Origin of the sequence: Streptococcus mitis, assembly GCF_013305725.1 — a bacterium.
GTDB classification, from domain to species: domain Bacteria; phylum Bacillota; class Bacilli; order Lactobacillales; family Streptococcaceae; genus Streptococcus; species Streptococcus mitis_BO.
The window spans coordinates 584,476-602,576 of record NZ_CP047883.1; the positions used below are offsets into that span (position 1 = coordinate 584,476).

The 18,101-nt window shown below is 42.2% G+C and carries 7 protein-coding genes; 5 read left to right on the top strand and 2 right to left on the bottom strand.

The window, feature by feature from the left end; all coding sequences use genetic code 11:
- Positions 1-13: 13 nt before the first annotated feature.
- On the bottom strand, positions 14-1,213 hold the full coding sequence (mntE, locus tag M594_RS03015; RefSeq protein WP_173875918.1) for a CDF family manganese efflux transporter MntE: 1,200 nt from the start codon (positions 1,211-1,213) through the stop codon (positions 14-16).
- Between the two features lie 294 nt (positions 1,214-1,507).
- Between mntE and M594_RS03020 the strand changes: the two genes are divergently transcribed.
- The 4 genes from M594_RS03020 (at position 1,508) to yaaA (ending at position 7,254) form a co-directional block, all read left to right on the top strand.
- Complete coding sequence (locus M594_RS03020) at positions 1,508-4,204, top strand: cation-translocating P-type ATPase (protein ID WP_173875919.1); 2,697 nt, start codon at positions 1,508-1,510, stop codon at positions 4,202-4,204.
- A gap of 117 nt (positions 4,205-4,321) precedes the next feature.
- Entirely contained in the window at positions 4,322-4,732 is a 411-nt protein-coding gene (locus M594_RS03025; protein WP_173875920.1) for a peptide deformylase, read from the top strand.
- Between the two features lie 11 nt (positions 4,733-4,743).
- Positions 4,744-6,339, top strand: coding sequence for a hypothetical protein (locus tag M594_RS03030; protein ID WP_173875921.1), 1,596 nt, complete (start codon positions 4,744-4,746; stop codon positions 6,337-6,339).
- A 186-nt stretch (positions 6,340-6,525) separates the two neighbouring features.
- On the top strand, positions 6,526-7,254 hold the full coding sequence (yaaA, locus tag M594_RS03035) for a peroxide stress protein YaaA (RefSeq protein WP_173875922.1): 729 nt from the start codon (positions 6,526-6,528) through the stop codon (positions 7,252-7,254).
- A 50-nt stretch (positions 7,255-7,304) separates the two neighbouring features.
- On the opposite strand, the gene M594_RS03040 is transcribed toward yaaA, so the two are convergent.
- Positions 7,305-8,789, bottom strand: coding sequence for a M protein trans-acting positive regulator PRD domain-containing protein (locus M594_RS03040; protein WP_173875923.1), 1,485 nt, complete (start codon positions 8,787-8,789; stop codon positions 7,305-7,307).
- Positions 8,790-9,006: 217 nt separating this feature from the next.
- Between M594_RS03040 and M594_RS03045 the strand changes: the two genes are divergently transcribed.
- Positions 9,007-18,000, top strand: a complete 8,994-nt coding sequence (locus M594_RS03045) for an SIALI-17 repeat-containing surface protein (RefSeq protein ID WP_173875924.1) — start codon at positions 9,007-9,009, stop codon at positions 17,998-18,000.
- Positions 18,001-18,101: the final 101 nt, after the last annotated feature.

The following is an 18,101-nucleotide window of genomic DNA, read 5'->3' on the forward strand; positions in this document are numbered from 1 at the left end:
GAAAAATCCCGTCTCATGACAGGATTTCTCTATTCTTTTTTGTTTCTTGGTGAAAGATATTTTGCCAAGTTTCGTGACGGCGCCAGATACTGGTATGGACGATACCATCTAACTCATAGCAGATGAGTTTGGTCTTTTGACTGATGGAAGTGATCTGAATATCCTTGATAGCTGAATTCAAATCTTTTTCGGCTTTATAGGCCTCTTTATCCATCTGCTCTCCATCCTGACGAATATAGACAAAATCGTCAGCTAAGAGTTCTTCCAGTTGATTTCCTTGGTCAATCAATTGTTCACGCATAAGTAATTTTTTATAGACATTGTCTAAAATTTCGTCCTCAGGGATAGGTGCTGGCTCGATATGGACATCGGTATCAAAAACTCCAAAACGCTCTTCCAGCATGGATTCGACCTGATCCGCAATCTCATGACTTTCATAAACTGATAAGTCAGGATTCATCTCTAGCGTAATATCCAGGTAGATGTTGCTACCGTAGGTACGACCTCTTTGCGACTTAACCTTGCTGATTTTGGGAATTTCCATAATGGCCTTTTGATAGTCCTCAAGCAGACGGTCGTCAAAGCCATCTGATAGACTAAAGGAAGACTCGATGAAGATATCATAAGCAGTTTTCAAGATAAAGAAAGTGATGATAATGGCAACCAGTTTATCCACAATGGGATAATTGAAACTGCTGGCCAGGATGGCAATGGTAGTACCAAGTGAGGTGACAGCATCAGAAAGATTGTCCTTGGCTGCTGCCTTTAGTGCCTTGGAGTTGGATTTCTTACTGAGGCGAGTATTGTAGAGATAAACTACAAACATAATCGATGCAGAAATAATTCCTAGAGTTGCACCAAGAGGATCGATGACCGTTTCTTCACGACTGAGAATCTTCTGAATGGTATCCCTTAGCACATCAAAGCCAACATAGAACATGATAATAGAAGTGACCAAGCTAGCCAAATCTTCAATCTTCCAGTGGCCAAAACGGTGGTCTCGGTCAGCAGGCTGGCGTGCCATCCGGATTCCAATCAAGAGGGCCACATTTCCAATAATGTCCGACACGTTGTTAAAACCATCGGCCACCAAACTGGATGAATGGAGGAGGTGCCCAGTAGCTAATTTGGCTGCAGACAAGAGCAGGTAGGTAGAAATGCTGATAATGGCACCACGTTCCGCCAACTTGAGATTTGAAATAGATTGCTTCATTCAACTTCCTTTCTAGTCACATAGCATTCTACCATTATACTGGTTTTCAAGGGAAAATTCAAATAAGGCAGTTTTTACTCTTTGAAAACTTTTCAAAATTTGGTATAATAGTACTACTCAAGGGAGTAGCTGGCAGAAACCTGTGATAGTGTCGTCATTCCGAATTTTATACTGAAGAGTATGCTTTCCGGCCCTATCTTAAACAGCGAGACTTGTTATGATTTTTGTTTGTCGTGAAAAGATACGATGAGAAAAAGAGAGTCTGTTTTGCACACAATGTCAAGGAGGAGACACATGTCAAAAGAACAAAAACGCCAAGCGTTTTACATTCAAAGTCCTGAAGAGGTCTTGAAGGCTGTGGATGCGACCGAACAAGGTTTGTCATCAAGTGAGGCGGAAAAGCGCCTTGCCGAATTTGGCCACAATGAACTCGAAGAAGGCGAGAAACGATCAATCCTGGTCAAATTTATCGAGCAATTTAAGGATTTGATGATTATCATCCTAGTTGCGGCAGCAATCTTGTCAGTCGTGACTTCTGGTGGGGAAGATATCGCAGATGCCATTATCATCTTAGCCGTGGTAATCATCAATGCTGCCTTTGGTGTTTACCAAGAAGGGAAAGCAGAAGAAGCTATCGAAGCCCTCAAATCCATGTCTAGTCCAGCTGCCCGCGTTCTTCGTGATGGTCATATGGCGGAGATTGATTCTAAAGAATTGGTACCAGGTGATATCGTCGCTCTCGAAGCTGGTGATGTAGTGCCTGCAGACCTACGTTTGCTAGAAGCCAACTCTCTTAAAATAGAAGAAGCTGCCTTGACAGGTGAGTCTGTGCCAGTCGAAAAAGACTTGACAGTTGAACTTGCTGCAGATGCTGGTATTGGGGACCGTGTCAATATGGCCTTCCAAAACTCAAACGTGACCTATGGTCGTGGGATGGGTGTTGTTGTCAATACAGGGATGTACACTGAAGTTGGTCATATCGCTGGTATGCTTCAAGATGCGGATGAGACAGATACACCACTTAAACGAAACTTGAACAACCTTTCTAAAGTCTTGACCTATGCTATCTTGGTTATTGCACTTGTTACTTTTGTAGTGGGTGTTTTCATTCAAGGGAAAAATCCACTCGGTGAGTTGATGACCTCTGTTGCCCTTGCCGTTGCAGCTATTCCAGAAGGGCTCCCAGCTATCGTAACTATTGTTCTTGCCCTTGGTACTCAAGTTTTAGCCAAACGAAACTCAATCGTTCGTAAGTTGCCAGCAGTTGAAACTCTTGGTTCAACAGAAATCATCGCTTCTGATAAGACTGGTACGTTGACCATGAACAAGATGACCGTTGAAAAAGTCTTCTATGATGCAGTCCTACATGACTCAGCTGGTGACATTGAACTGGGTCTTGAAATGCCGCTTCTACGTTCAGTAGTCTTAGCTAACGATACTAAGATTGATGTCGAAGGCAATCTGATTGGTGACCCTACTGAAACAGCCTTCATCCAGTATGCCTTGGACAAGGGCTACGATGTTAAAGGTTTCTTAGAGAAATATCCACGTGTGGCTGAGTTGCCATTTGATTCTGAACGTAAGCTCATGTCAACAGTTCATCCACTTGCAGATGGACGCTTCCTCGTAGCTGTTAAAGGTGCGCCAGACCAACTCTTGAAACGTTGTGTTCTTCGTGATAAGGCTGGGGATATTGCTCCGATTGACGAGAAGGTTACAAACCTCATTCACACAAACAACTCTGAAATGGCCCACCAAGCCTTGCGTGTCCTTGCAGGTGCTTATAAGATTATCGATAGTATTCCAGAAAACCTGATCTCTGAAGAGCTTGAAAATGATTTAATCTTTACTGGTTTGATTGGGATGATTGACCCTGAACGTCCTGAAGCTGCTGAGGCTGTTCGTGTGGCTAAGGAAGCGGGAATTCGTCCAATCATGATCACAGGTGACCATCAAGACACTGCAGAAGCTATTGCTAAACGTTTGGGAATCATTGACGCAAATGATACAGAAGGACATGTTTTAACTGGTGCTGAGCTCAACGAACTATCTGATGAAGACTTTGAAAAAGTCGTTGGTCAATACTCTGTTTATGCCCGTGTGTCTCCAGAACACAAGGTTCGTATCGTCAAGGCTTGGCAAAAACAAGGTAAGGTCGTTGCCATGACAGGTGACGGTGTCAATGATGCTCCGGCTTTGAAAACAGCCGATATCGGTATCGGTATGGGAATCACTGGTACAGAGGTGTCTAAGGGGGCTTCTGACATGATTCTTGCAGATGATAACTTTGCAACTATTATCGTTGCAGTGGAAGAAGGACGTAAGGTCTTCTCAAATATTCAAAAGACTATTCAGTACCTACTTTCTGCCAATACTGCTGAAGTATTAACCATCTTCCTATCAACCTTGTTTGGTTGGGATGTCTTGCAACCAGTTCACCTCTTGTGGATTAACTTGGTAACAGATACCTTCCCAGCTATCGCTCTTGGTGTTGAGCCAGCTGAGCCTGGTGTCATGAACCATAAACCACGTGGACGCAAGGCAAGCTTCTTCTCAGGTGGTGTTTTGAGTTCTATTATCTATCAAGGTGTACTCCAAGCAGCTATTGTTATGAGTGTTTATGGCCTTGCGATTGCTTACCCAGTTCACGTGGGTGACAATCATGCCATTCACGCAGATGCCCTTACTATGGCCTTTGCAACACTTGGTTTGATTCAGCTCTTCCATGCCTACAATGTGAAATCTGTTTACCAATCCATCTTGACAGTTGGACCATTCAAGTCTAAGACCTTCAACTGGTCTATCTTGGTATCCTTCATCCTTCTCATGGCAACAATCGTCGTAGAACCACTTGAAGGAATTTTCCACGTAACCAAACTAGACTTGTCTCAATGGAGAATCGTCATGGCTGGAAGCTTCTCAATGATTATCATTGTTGAAATCGTTAAGTTTGTTCAACGTAAACTCGGTTTTGACAAGAATGCGATTTAAAAAGAAAAAGTCATCTTCGGATGGCTTTTTGCTACAGTTAAGGGAAAGGGCTTGCAGTTATCGGCTTTTGTGCTATAATTGCTATAATATAGTAAAAAGCAAGAGGAGTGAGCAGAAGTGGAAAAGAAAATTGTAAAGGATATTTTGTTTTTATCTCAGGTGTCTCAGCCGGCAAATCAGGATGATCTGTATCTTGCCAGAGATTTGCAGGATACACTTTTAGCGAATCGTGAGACTTGTGTCGGTCTGGCTGCCAATATGATTGGGGTGCAGAAGCGCGTGATTATCTTTAATCTTGGCTTGGTTCCTGTGGTCATGTTTAACCCAGTGCTCCTGTCCTCAGAAGGATCTTATGAGACAGAGGAAGGTTGTTTGTCCTTGACAGGTATGAGACCTACTAAGCGTTATGAAACCATAAGGGTTGCCTATCGTGACAGCAAGTGGCAGGAACAGACCATTACTTTGACAGGTTTCCCAGCCCAGGTTTGCCAGCATGAACTGGATCATTTGGAAGGACGAATCATTTAGGAGGAAAGCAAATGAAACGAATAGTCTTTGAACTTATTTTTATCGCAACGACCTGGTATATCTTTTTACCGCCTCTTAACCTGACCAGTTGGGAATTTCTCTTTTTCCTCTGTGGACATTTGCTGCTTGTAGCAATCTTATTTGGCTTTGGCAAGGGGATAAACCTTGTCAAAACGGTTCATGTGCGCCACGGAAAGGCGGAAGCTGCCTTAAATCTTGAGGGTTTCAAAATCAATCGGTTAGGGAAAATCCTTTTAGCTTCTATTGGAGGAATTCTTCTCTTAGCAGCCTTGGTTTCCTTGGTAACTTCTAGCATTTTTCAGGCTAAAAATTATGCCAATGTAGTCACAGTTACGGAAAAAGACTTTACTGAATTTCCTAAGACTGACACCAGTAAGGTTCCTATTTTAGATAGAAGTACTGCTGAAAAGATTGGGGACCGCTACTTGGGTTCCCTAACGGATAAGGTGTCGCAGTATGTAGCGGCAGACACCTATACCCAATTGACGATTGATGGGAAACCTTATCGAGTTACGCCACTAGAATACGCAGATCCTATCAAGTGGTTTAATAATCAAGCCAAGGGAATCGGCGAGTATATCAAGGTGAATATGGTAACCGGGAATGCGGACTTGGTGGACTTGAAGACACCAATCAAGTATTCGGACTCGGAGTATTTTAACCGCGATGTCAAGCGTCACCTGCGCTTGAAGTACCCAACTAAAATCTTCAAGACTCCATCTTTTGAGGTGGACGATGAGGGCAATCCTTTCTATGTGGCAACCGTTTACCAAAAGCAATTTGGTTTAGCGGTTCCTCGTCCTGTTTCAGTCATTATCTTGGATGCCACAAATGGAGAAACCAAGGAATACAGTTTGGCAGATGTTCCAGAATGGGTGGACAGGGTCTATCCAGCTGAGGAAACCATTGAGCAAATAAACTATAATGGCAAGTACAAGGATGGTTTTTGGAATGCATTGATTTCCAAGAAAAATGTCACCCAGACCACTAAAGGTTATAATTACTTGTCCATAGGAAATGATATCTACCTCTACACAGGGGTGACTTCAGCCAATGCAGATGAAAGTAATCTTGGTTTCATCCTAGAAAATATGCGAACAGGAGAAATCACTAAGTACAGCTTGGCTTCTGCGACAGAAGAATCAGCCCGTGAATCAGCCGAAGGTGCTGTTCAGGAGAAATCCTACAAGGCAACCTTCCCAATCCTCATCAACCTCAATGACAAGCCTCTCTACATCATGGGCTTGAAGGACAATGCGGGCTTGGTCAAAGAGTATGCCCTGGTAGACGCAGTCGAGTACCAAAACGTTATCGTAGCTACTACAGTGGAAGAACTGCTTAGCAAATATGCCAATAAAAACGACCTTGAAATTGACAATGCAACCACAGAAAGCATCAAGGGAGTAGTAGCAGACCTCAAATCAGCTGTTATCAAGGGCGATACCGTCTATTTCTTTAAAGTTGATGGCAAGATATACAAGGTCAAGGCCTCAGTATCAGATGACCTCCCTTACCTAGAAAATGGTAAAGCCTTTGAAGGTCAAGTAGGAAAAGACAATTATCTCAAGACATTTAAAGTACAGTAAGAGGAGAGGCTGGGCAAAACCTCAATTTCAGGAAAAATAAAGTAAATCTTTCCATCATAAAATGCATAGTATCAAGATTTCTCAATTCCTGATACTATGCATTTTTTAATTTTAATGCCTTTTTTCCCAAATCTCTTTTCAGATGAATTTCTTGGTAGTGGCTAAAAAATATGCTACACTATTAATATGAAAATTTTAATCCCAACAGCAAAAGAAATGAACACAGATTTGCCAAGTATTGAAGCCACTCCTTTAAAGCCAGAAAGTCAGGCCGTGCTTGATGCCTTGGCTCTCTATTCTGCTAGTCAATTGGAGAGTTTTTACAAGGTATCAGCTGAAAAGGCGGCGGAAGAATTTCAAAATATCCAAGTTTTGAAAAGGCAGACTGCTCAACACTACCCAGCCTTGAAACTTTTTGATGGGCTGATGTACCGCCACATCAAGCGAGATAAATTGACCGAGGCAGAACAAGCCTATCTTGAAAATCATGTCTTTATTACCTCGGCTTTGTACGGAGTCGTTTCAGCCTTGTCACCTATGGCGCCTCACCGTTTGGACTTTTTGATGAAGTTAAAAGTCGCTGGTAAGACTTTAAAGAGTCATTGGAAGGTAGCCTATGATGAGGCTCTGAAGCAGGAAGAAGTGATTTTCTCCCTCTTGTCATCGGAGTTTGAGACTGTATTTTCTAAGGAAATCAGAGAAAAAATGGTGACCTTCAAATTCATGGAGGATAGAGGTGGTCAGCTGAAGATTCACTCAACCATTTCCAAGAAAGCGCGTGGTACCTTCCTGACAGTCCTGATAGAAAATCAAGTACAAACGGTGGAAGAAGCTCGTCGCTTAAGATTTGCAGGATTTAACTACCGAGAAGACCTGTCCCAGCCACAGGAATTGGTTTTTGTAAAGGAAGTATAGAAATCAGATAAGAGAAAAAGTCAGCACGATTATGCTGACTTTTTTCTAGCTTATAAAGTATTGGATATATGAATCTCATTTGATAAACAGTTAAGATGATTAACCAAATTCATGATTGACAGATGGTTTCGGCAAATAAACTTCTTGGTAATTCCTGGAATATAGAAATTAGACACAATGATATCGTAGTCTGTCTGATTTAAAATCTCAGGGCTTGTTTCCAATTCATCCCAAGTATCAAAGGTGAATCGATTGTTACAATAGTATGTAAGCATATCCTTTAAAGTAAGTGATAGGGCGTGGTCAAAGTTACTGATAATCAAAACCTTGATAGGTGGTCGATTTTCTAACAACTGAGTAGAGAGGTTTTCAGCATGGGTTAAGATGGTGTACATCAAGTGTTCCAACTGTTCAGGATGGTCATGCTGTCCAATTGCTTGACGGTATTGAGCCAGTTCTTGACGCGCACTCTTCATAAAGTCTGGGAAGTAAACTTCGAAATTTTTAATCGTCAATGCTTTTTGTTCAAATAAGATTGGGGTAGAAAAGATTTCCTGTCTTGCAAAGAAAGCAGTGTTGTGTAAATGCCAAATCAGCTCATCGTGGTTGGTAAAGGTAATCTTATATTGTTTTGATAGGCGTTCTAATATTTGACTCAGTAATTGATAAGAGTATCTTGCTTCACTGTTTTCTTCTAATGAATTAAAGAACTCTTGAGGATCTAAGAAAAGATTGTTTTGAATAAAGGAAATAAAAATTTGTGCGATGATATCTGGAGTGATTTCCAGTCCCAGTTTTTCAGAAAAATGGACAAGTATCTCCTCAAAGTTTGGAATGCTTGCTAAAATAGGATAGTATTCATCAAAGAAATGATTTGGTAAGTCGATGAAATGACCATTTTTGATGCGGTAAATACTGATAGCTATCATTAGTTTGTACATTCTATAAATTGAAAATCGCATTGGATAATTCGTAATTTTATAGAAGAAGTCAGCAAACTCTGTTAAATCCTCTTCAGGAAGGTCAGGAAAAGGCCAATCAAGGAAATAATAGCGCTCAGAAAAGTATTGGGCAAAAAAGTAACGAATATCGATCTCATTTCCACGTATCTCGGATGGAGTAAAAGATAATTCAATTTGAAACTGAGATGAAAGAATCTTTGTAATATTTCTGCCCAATCGATAGAGGTTGGCATTACTAGAGTGAAGATTTTCTATTGTTCGATAAATAGGTAGCCCCTCATTGAAGAACATATACTCTAGTAATTGAAAAGATTGAGAATTAGCAAGAAAATATTGATAAACATCTTCTAAACTAGTGTTAACTTCTAAATCTATCATGATTCCGTTAACAGAAGATTGGATGTCAATAGATGGAAAGGCAAGACGTAATTCATTTAAATCACTTTTTAAGATTCGTTCTGTACATCCTAACTTGTCGGCAAGTTCATGTAATTTCAACCAATCGCGATGTTGAATTAGGGTTTCCATTAAGCGTAATTGTCTTTGATCTTTTGTGGATAAAAGGTTTCTCATACGGATATTATCCTCCTTAAAAACATTATATCACATTTTTGCCTTAATATAACAAAAATGTTAGAATCAAAAAAACGTTCTGATAATTCAAAAAAATAGAATATAATAAAAGGCTTTTATAGACAGAAATATGATATAGTAATTCCTTGGATAATATTGATTTATATATCAAATAGTTGTACATTAGAAATTATAAAATACTATCTAGGAGTTTAAAATGAAACATTCACATAAGAAATCATTTGACTGGTATAGCATGCAACAACGATACTCTATTCGTAAGTATCACTTTGGTGCAGCTAGTGTCTTGCTCGGTACAGCCTTAGTATTGGGAACTGCCGCTAATGCGCAATCAGTACAAGCAGAGGAACAACATCCTGAGGCAACTAATAGTGTCTCTGTTGATAAGGTAGATGAAGCTACTAAACCAGCAGAAGTTTCTACACCTAAAAAAGAAACAACTTATGCAGCTCCAACTGTTGCGAACCCAGTAGAAACGACTCCAGCTAAATCTGATGAAGCTAAAGCGCCAGCAGAAAAAGTTGAAGAAGTAAAAGATAAAAAAGAAGAAGTAACGCATCAAGATGCTGTTGACAAGTCAAAATTGTTAACAGCTCTTTCGCGTGCTAAAAAATTAGAAAGCAAGTTATATACAGAAGCAAGTGCTGCTAACTTGCAAGCAAGTATCCAAGCTGGTCAAAGCTTGCTTGGAAAAGCAGATGCAACTGAAGCTGAATTATCAGTAGCAGAGTCATCTATTCAATCAGCTATTATTGGTCTAGAACTTCGTTCTAACTCTAACAAAGGAACTGTATCAGAAACGCCTGTAGCGAAGAAAGCTGACGCGGCAGAAGCCAAAGAAGAAGCTAAACCAGCTGCAACAACTGATCGTTCAGCTGTTGATAGCGCTGTTTTGCCAACTAGCACAGCTGCCAAAGTAGAAACAACTTCAGCTCCAGCAGCTACTAATGAAATCTTGAAACCAGGTTTGAGCCTTTCTGATGCTCGCCAAAATCCAGCTATCCGTAAGGAAGACTTAGATAAAGGGCATAGTGGCTTTAGAGCGGCTAGCAATCCAGCCAACCCAATTGTCTCAGGTTCTGGAAATACAGTTGCATTTTCAGATATCAGCCAAGGTGGTCGTAGCTATAGTTTCCGTGGCTACGGGAACTCACGTGGTGGTAATTCAATTCATTACGATGTAACAACAGTACGTCAAGGTAATAGATTGAATTTCACAATTAAATACTCTGGTCCAGGTGAATTTGTTAATAATAACTTTATCTTGGATAAAGGGGATGGATTTGGAAATCCTTCAAATGCGACTATCACAACCCCTAGATTGAGAGAACAATCAAAACCTATTAGCCAGGGTGCCAACTTTGTATCTCACTCAGGATACAGTATGACCTCTGCAACTTCAACTAACGTGGAACAAACAATCAGATTTAGTTTGCCTATCATTAATCCAAATGGTGACTTGTCTGTACGTTTGAAACCTGTTACTTTTAACGTGGACCAAGGTGGTGGTGGTGCCGCTACTAGCAATGACCCATACAGTAACTCTAACTATTATTATAGAGCAAACCCACTATACTTGGATGCAAACCCTTATGGTGGTACTAATAACAAGACTGTTTCAGAAGACATTGACTTCCAAACTGTCTATCTTCCAACTACTAAGTTACCAGAAGGTCAAACCAGATTAGTTCGAGAAGGTGAAAAAGGACAACGTCAAATTACCTATAAAGTCCATCGATTTGGTAACGAAACACTTTTAGGATTGCCAATTAGTAATTCTGTTACTAAAGAAGCTAAGCCACGTATTATGCAAATTGGTGTGGCTAAAGAGCTAATCGATACAGTAAAACCACGTGTTGATCAAAATAAAGTTGGTGATACAAATAACCTCACTTTCTATCTTGATAACGATGGAAACGGTGTTTATACTGAGGGCGTAGACGAACTTGTTCAAAAAATTGCTATTAAAGATGGAGCCAAGGGTGAAAAAGGGGACCAAGGCGAACGTGGTCTCACTGGAGCCCAAGGTGCCAAAGGTGAAAAAGGGGATCAAGGCGAACGTGGTCTCACTGGAGCCCAAGGTGCCAAAGGTGAAAAAGGAGACCGAGGCGAACGCGGTCTAACCGGAGCACAAGGTGCTAAAGGTGAAAAAGGAGACCAAGGTGAACGCGGTCTGACTGGAGCACAAGGTGCTAAAGGTGAAAAAGGAGACCAAGGTGAACGCGGTCTGACTGGAGCACAAGGTGCTAAAGGTGAAAAAGGAGACCGAGGCGAACGCGGTCTAACTGGAGCACAAGGTGCTAAAGGTGAAAAAGGGGACCGAGGCGAACGCGGTCTCACTGGGGCACAAGGTGCTAAAGGTGAAAAAGGAGACCAAGGTGAACGCGGTCTCACTGGGGCACAAGGTGCTAAAGGTGAAAAAGGAGACCAAGGTGAACGCGGTCTAACTGGAGCACAAGGTGCTAAAGGTGAAAAAGGGGACCGAGGCGAACGCGGTCTCACTGGGGCACAAGGTGCTAAAGGTGAAAAAGGAGACCAAGGTGAACGCGGTCTAACTGGAGCACAAGGTGCTAAAGGTGAAAAAGGGGACCGAGGCGAACGCGGTCTAACTGGAGCACAAGGTGCTAAAGGTGAAAAAGGAGACCAAGGTGAACGCGGTCTAACCGGAGCACAAGGTGCCAAAGGTGAAAAAGGAGACCAAGGTCAGGCAGGTCGTGACGGTGTAACTCCAACCGTAACCGTTAAAGATAATAAAGAAGACGGTACTCACACTATCACTATTAACGACGGTAGAGGTAATGTTACAAGTACTGTTGTAAGAGATGGTTTCGATGGAGCAAGCCCATTAGTTGCTACTCAACGAAATGAAGCCGATAAAACAACAACTGTTATCTTCTATTATGATCAAAATGACAACAACGAATTTGATGCAGGAGATACAAAACTAAAAGAAGTTGTCATTGCAGATGGTGCCAAAGGTGAAAAAGGAGACCAAGGAGAACGTGGTCTAACCGGAGCGCAAGGTGAAAAAGGAGAACGTGGAGACCGTGGTGAAACAGGAGCAGCGGGACGTGACGGAAAAACTCCAAAAATCACAACTGCTCGTGGAGCAGACGGCCGTAGTACTGATATTACATTTACTATTCCTGGTGAAGAACCTGTAACAGTTAACATTAAAGATGGTAAAGATGGACGTACACCAACCATCGACTTAAATGCCTTAGCTGAAGCAGCAGCAAGATTAAACAATCAAAGAAGCGGAAGAGTAAGAAGAGCTTTAGCAGACGCCCCATCTACAGCACCAGCAGAAAAACCAAGAGAAGGTACTCTTATTACAGCGTACTTTGATAACAATGGTAATGGTCGATACGATGAAGGTATAGATGAATTAATTGCTAAACAACCAATTTATAATGGTACAGACGGTGCCAATGGTGCAGCAGGTGCAGCCGGACGTAATGGTGCTGAACTATTAAGTGGACCTAAACCACCAACATCAAATGATGGTAAAGATGGTGACACTTATATCGATGCAACTACAGGTGACGTTTATAAGAAAGAAAACGGAACTTGGGATAAGATTGGTAACATTCGTGGACCTCAAGGTCTAAAAGGTGAAGCCGGAGTTGCAGGACCACAAGGACCACAAGGGCTACAAGGACCTAAGGGTGAACAGGGTGTTCAAGGTCTTCAAGGACGTGATGGAGCGCAAGGACCTGCAGGACGTGACGGACGTGAAGGTGTACCAGGACCAGCGGGACGCGACGGACGTGATGGTGCAGCAGGTCGTGACGGCCGTGATGGACGCGACGGAAAAGACGTATTGAATGGCAAAGTTGATCCAACAACAGAAGGTAAAGACGGCGATAAATACGTTAACACAGAAACAGGTGACGTTTTCGTTAAGAATAACGGCACATGGGAAAAAGAAGGTAACATCAAGGGACCTAAGGGTGATAAAGGTGCAGAAGGAGCGCAAGGACCTAAAGGTGCGGATGGAGCTCAAGGTTTACCAGGACGCGACGGACGTGATGGCGCAGCAGGTCGTGACGGCCGTGATGGACGCGACGGAAAAGACGTATTGAACGGCAAAGTTGATCCAACAACAGAAGGTAAAGACGGCGATAAATACGTTAACACAGAAACAGGTGACGTTTTCGTTAAGAATAACGGCACATGGGAAAAAGAAGGTAACATCAAGGGACCTAAGGGTGATAAAGGTGCAGAAGGAGCGCAAGGACCTAAAGGTGCGGATGGAGCTCAAGGTTTACCAGGACGCGACGGACGTGATGGCGCAGCAGGTCGTGACGGCCGTGATGGACGCGACGGAAAAGACGTATTGAACGGCAAAGTTGATCCAACAACAGAAGGTAAAGACGGCGATAAATACGTTAACACAGAAACAGGTGACGTTTTCGTTAAGAATAACGGCACATGGGAAAAAGAAGGTAACATCAAGGGACCTAAGGGTGATAAAGGTGCAGAAGGAGCGCAAGGACCTAAAGGTGCGGATGGAGCTCAAGGTTTACCAGGACGCGATGGACGTGATGGCGCAGCAGGTCGTGACGGCCGTGATGGACGCGACGGAAAAGACGTATTGAACGGCAAAGTTGATCCAACAACAGAAGGTAAAGACGGCGATAAATACGTTAACACAGAAACAGGTGACGTTTTCGTTAAGAATAACGGCACATGGGAAAAAGAAGGTAACATCAAGGGACCTAAGGGTGATAAAGGTGCAGAAGGAGCGCAAGGACCTAAAGGTGCGGATGGAGCTCAAGGTTTACCAGGACGCGATGGACGTGATGGCGTAGCAGGTCGTGACGGCCGTGATGGACGCGACGGAAAAGACGTATTGAATGGCAAAGTTGATCCAACAACAGAAGGTAAAGACGGCGATAAATACGTTAACACAGAAACAGGTGACGTTTTCGTTAAGAATAACGGCACATGGGAAAAAGAAGGTAACATCAAGGGACCTAAGGGTGATAAAGGTGCAGAAGGAGCGCAAGGACCTAAAGGTGCGGATGGAGCTCAAGGTTTACCAGGACGCGACGGAAAAGACGTATTGAACGGCAAAGTTGATCCAACAACAGAAGGTAAAGACGGCGATAAATACGTTAACACAGAAACAGGTGACGTTTTCGTTAAGAATAACGGCACATGGGAAAAAGAAGGTAACATCAAGGGACCTAAGGGTGATAAAGGTGCAGAAGGAGCGCAAGGACCTAAAGGTGCGGATGGAGCTCAAGGTTTACCAGGACGCGATGGACGTGATGGCGCAGCAGGTCGTGACGGCCGTGATGGACGCGACGGAAAAGACGTATTGAACGGCAAAGTTGATCCAACAACAGAAGGTAAAGACGGCGATAAATACGTTAACACAGAAACAGGTGACGTTTTCGTTAAGAATAACGGCACATGGGAAAAAGAAGGTAACATCAAGGGACCTAAGGGTGATAAAGGTGCAGAAGGAGCGCAAGGACCTAAAGGTGCGGATGGAGCTCAAGGTTTACCAGGACGCGACGGACGTGATGGCGCAGCAGGTCGTGACGGCCGTGATGGACGCGACGGAAAAGACGTATTGAACGGCAAAGTTGATCCAACAACAGAAGGTAAAGACGGCGATAAATACGTTAACACAGAAACAGGTGACGTTTTCGTTAAGAATAACGGCACATGGGAAAAAGAAGGTAACATCAAGGGACCTAAGGGTGATAAAGGTGCAGAAGGAGCGCAAGGACCTAAAGGTGCGGATGGAGCTCAAGGTTTACCAGGACGCGATGGACGTGATGGCGCAGCAGGTCGTGACGGCCGTGATGGACGCGACGGAAAAGACGTATTGAACGGCAAAGTTGATCCAACAACAGAAGGTAAAGACGGCGATAAATACGTCAATACAGAAACAGGTGACGTCTTCGTTAAGAATAACGGCAACTGGGATAAAGAAGGCAACATCAAGGGACCTAAGGGTGATAAAGGTGAACGTGGAGAAGATGGTAAGACTCCAGAAGTAACTGTAACTCCAGGTAAAGATGGTCATAGTACCGACATTACATTCACTGTTCCAGGTAAAGATCCAGTTACAGTAAATGTTAAGAACGGTGAAAATGGTCTGAACGGTAAAACTCCAAAAGTTGATTTGCTTCGTGTTGAAGGACAAAACGGAAATCCATCTCATACAATTGTGACATTCTATACTGATGAAAACAATGATGGTAAGTACACTCCAGGAACTGATGAACTTCTAGGTTCTGAAATGATTAAAGATGGTGCTAAAGGTGCGGACGGACGTGATGGTAAATCATTACTTACTGTCAAAGATGGTAAAGAAACTAAAGTTTACCAAGAAGATCCAGCACATCCAGGTCAACCATTGAACCCAGAAAAACCTCTAGCAGTTATTAAAGACGGAGTGGACGGTGTCTCTCCAACGGTAACAGCTGTTCGTAAGGATGAAGAAGGTCATAAAGGTGTAGAAATCACGGTGGATAACCATGATGGTTCACAACCAACTACAGTCTTTGTTCAAGATGGTGCTAAGGGAGAAACTGGTGCAACCGGTCAGGATGGACAAACTCCTACAATCACTACTCAACGTGGACAAGATGGCCAAAGCACTCTTGTAACTATCACAACACCAGGTAAAGATCCAGTAACCTTCACTGTCAAAGATGGTAAGAATGGTAAAGATGGACGTACACCATTTATTGACTTAAATGCATTGGTGGAAGCAGTTAGAAGAGGTGCTGGATCAACTTCTAATTCACAACCTTCTGGAACATCAAGAAGTACAAGAAATAGAAGAGCATTACCAGATGAAGATAGAAGTGCAACTGAGTCATCAGAAACAGTACAACCAACAACTACAGATGCAACAGATTCACAACCAGTAAATGGTACTCGTATTACAGCATACTATGATAATAATGGTAACGGTAAATACGATCCAGGTGTGGATGAATTAATTGGTACAAGAGATATCTTGAATGGTACAAATGGACGTAATGGTACAGATGGAGCTTCTGGTACAAATGGACGTAACGGTGCTGAATTACTAAGTGGAGTTACTGCCCCAACTGCTAATGATGGTAAAGACGGTGATACTTATATCGACGCCAATACAGGTGATGTTTACAAGAAAGAAAATGGTTCTTGGAACAAGATTGGTAATATCCGTGGACCTCAAGGAGTAGCCGGTGAAAAAGGTGAAAAAGGTGAAAAAGGTGAAAAAGGTGAAAAAGGTGAAAACGGAGCTAATGGAGCAGACGGTAAATCACCAGTTGTAAATGTAACGGACAATGGAGATGGAACACACTCTATTACTGTTAGAAACCCTGATGGTTCTGAATCAACAACTAAAGTTAAAGATGGTAAAGACGGTAAAACTGCCAATATCACTACAACAGAAAATCCAGATGGAAGTCACACAATTACTGTAACAAATCCAGATGGAACAACTAAAGAAACAGTTGTTAAGAATGGTAAAGATGGTAAGACTCCAAAAGTTGAAGTGACTGATAACAACGATGGAACTCACACTGTTAAAGTTACGGATGGAGATGGCAATGTTACGAATGCTATCATCAAAGATGGTAAAGATGGTAAAGCTGCAACAGCAACAACAACAGAAAACCCAGATGGAAGCCACAGAGTAACAATCACTAACCCAGACGGAACTAAGAATGAGTTTGTTGTGAAAAATGGACGTGACGGTGTTGACGGACGTACTCCAACCGCATCTGTTCGTGATAATGGAGACGGAAGTCATACAATCGTTATTACAAATCCAGAAGGTGTGACAACTGAAACAACAGTACGTGATGGTAAATCACCAAAAGTGACTATAACTGATGAACAAAATGGAACTCATAAGATCTCAGTTCTAAATGGTGACGGCACAACTACTGAAACAATCATTAAAGATGGTAAATCACCAGTAGCGACTGTTACTGACAACCATGATGGTACTTACACAATTCGTGTAGAAAACGGTAATGGTACTGTTTCTGAAACCACAGTTCGTGACGGTAAATCACCAACTGCTAAGGTTGTAGATAATGGAGATGGAACTCACACTATCACAGTTGTGAACTCAGACGGTACAACTACAACAACTACAGTTCGTGATGGTAAAGAACCAAAACTTGAAGTGATTGATAACAACAATGGTTCACACACTATTAAAGTGACAGGAGCTGATGGTAAAGAAACTACAACTACAATCTTTGATGGTAAATCACCAAAAGCGAATATCGTAGATAACGGAGATGGAACTCACACATTAACAATCGTAGATTCTGATGGTCGTCAATACAAATCTATTATCAAAGATGGTAAAGACGGTAAAGATGGCGTTTCACCAACTGTAACTGTTAAAAATAATAACGATGGAACTCACGTTGTTACAATTATTAATCCAGATGGAAGTAAGACAGAAATGGTGATTAAAGACGGTAAAGATGGTAAATCACCAAAAGTTTCTGTTGAAGATAATGGTGATGGTAGTCATACAATCACAATCATCAATTCTGACGGAACTGTGACAAAAACAGTTATTAAAGATGGCAAAGATGGTCGCGATGGACGTGACGGTAAAGATGGCAAAGATGGTAAATGTGGTTGCCAAGACAAACCAGTAACACCATCAAATGACAAACCAGTTCCTCCAACACGTAATGTGCCAGAAAGACCAACGTTTGCAATGCCAGAACCACCAGTTCATGAATTGCCAGAATTCAACGGTGGTGTTCCAGGAATGCCAGAAGTTCATGAATTGCCAGAATTCAATGGTGGTGTGCCAGGTATGCCAGAAGTTCATGAATTGCCAGAATTCAATGGTGGTGTGCCAGGTATGCCAGAAGTCAATGAACTTCCTAATCCAGAAGTTCCAGGAATGCCAACACCTCCAGTTCATGAAATTCCAGAATTTAATGGCGGAGTACCTGGTATGCCAGAAGTCAATGACAAACCAACTTCAAACATTCCTGAAGTTCCAACACAACCAAATTCAAATGTACCAGTTCAACCGGTAACACCATTAACTTCTAACCCAGTAGCACCAACTACAGGTAAAGAAAAACATGGGGACAAATTACCTGAAACTGGAAGCCAATCTGATTATATCTCTGTTCTTTTAGGTAGCGGTATTCTATTGAGCCTATATGTAGGACGAAGAAAAGAAGATTAATCGGCCAAAAGCAGTCACTAATTTCTCGAAAGAAGATGATAAGTGATAGATCTCGAATGAAAGAATATTCTTAGAACGATTTTCCATGATGGAAAAGACTG